The 1,236-nt window shown below is 56.6% G+C and carries 1 protein-coding gene; it reads left to right on the top strand.

Annotation, left to right across the window (positions count from 1 at the left end):
• Positions 1 to 1,024: IS110 family transposase (locus POTG_RS22520; protein WP_009227160.1), on the top strand; the 1,024-nt coding region annotated here is incomplete at its 5' end.
• Positions 1,025 to 1,236 lie beyond the last annotated feature (212 nt).

Consider the following 1,236-nt stretch of genomic DNA (forward strand, 5'->3'; position numbering starts at 1 on the left):
CGGGAGCATTCCCCACACACCGGCAGCGTTACGCAAGCTTATCAAAGAGCTGGGACCGGCCGAAACGCTATCGTTTTGCTACGAGGCAGGACCCACGGGTTACGAAACCTATCGCTGGATCACCTCCATGGGGGCCCACTGTGCCGTTATTGCTCCATCGCTGATTCCCAAACGCTCCGGCGACCACGTAAAAACAGATCGACGGGATGCGGAGCAACTCGCGCGTTTGTATCGTGCAGGTGAGCTCACTCCCGTTTATGTACCGGAACGGGAAGATGAGGCGCTGCGGGAATTGGTTCGCGCCCGGGAAGCTGCCAAGGAAGATGCCCACCGGGCTCGTCAGCGGATCTTGAAGTTCCTGCTTCGTCACCAGATTGAACGGCCAGCCACAATCAAACGTCGCTGGACCAAGAAGTACCGCGTCTGGTTAGGGCAGCTTACGTTCCCGTATGAGTCCATGCACGTGGCATTCAGCGAAATGCTTCATGCTTTGGATGAGATCGAGCAGCGCATGGGACGCCTAGAAAAAGCACTCGTTGAGCAAGCTGCGACCGGTTCCAAGGCTTCTCTGATCCAAGTTCTTCAGTCCTTACGAGGGATTGGATTGCTCACAGCCATCACCCTTGCGGCTGAAATTGGAACCTTTGCGCGTTTTCGCTCCCCGGCCCAACTGATGGCGTACTTGGGACTGGTCCCTCGTGAGTATTCCACGGGCCTAAGTACTCGACGCGGCAGCATGACCAAAGCCGGAAATGGCCGCTTGCGACGGACTTTGGTGGAGTCCGCTTGGAGTTACCGTCACCGTCCTGCCGTAAAAGGGGATCTCGCCAAGCGATTAGATGGCATGCCCGCCGACGTACAACTGTTGTCCTGGAAGGCGCAAGAAAGATTGCATTACAAATACCGTCATCTTGTGTTTGGAAAGAACAAACACAAGAATGTGGCCGTCGGTGCGGTGGCCCGGGAACTGATTGGGTTCATATGGGCGGTTGCTCGAACCGTGGAGCAGCCAGCAGCCTCCTAACGCCTTTGGACGATGAAGGACGCAGGGGACGTTGCCCCCTGCACCCCCACACTCGCCGTGAGGCGTTCCTCATCTCCGATGAGGACTCGGAAAAGTGTTGATTTGAACCAAACCGCTTGTCAAAGAAGACGCTTGACAAGCTCACGCCGGAGCACGAGGCCCGGGAGCAAACGAAGGTTCGGGAGAGAATTTGCGTTGTCCGTTTGCACTAA

This window comes from Paenibacillus sp. oral taxon 786 str. D14, assembly GCF_000159955.1.
Taxonomy (GTDB): Bacteria; Bacillota; Bacilli; order Paenibacillales; family Paenibacillaceae; genus Fontibacillus; species Fontibacillus phoenicis.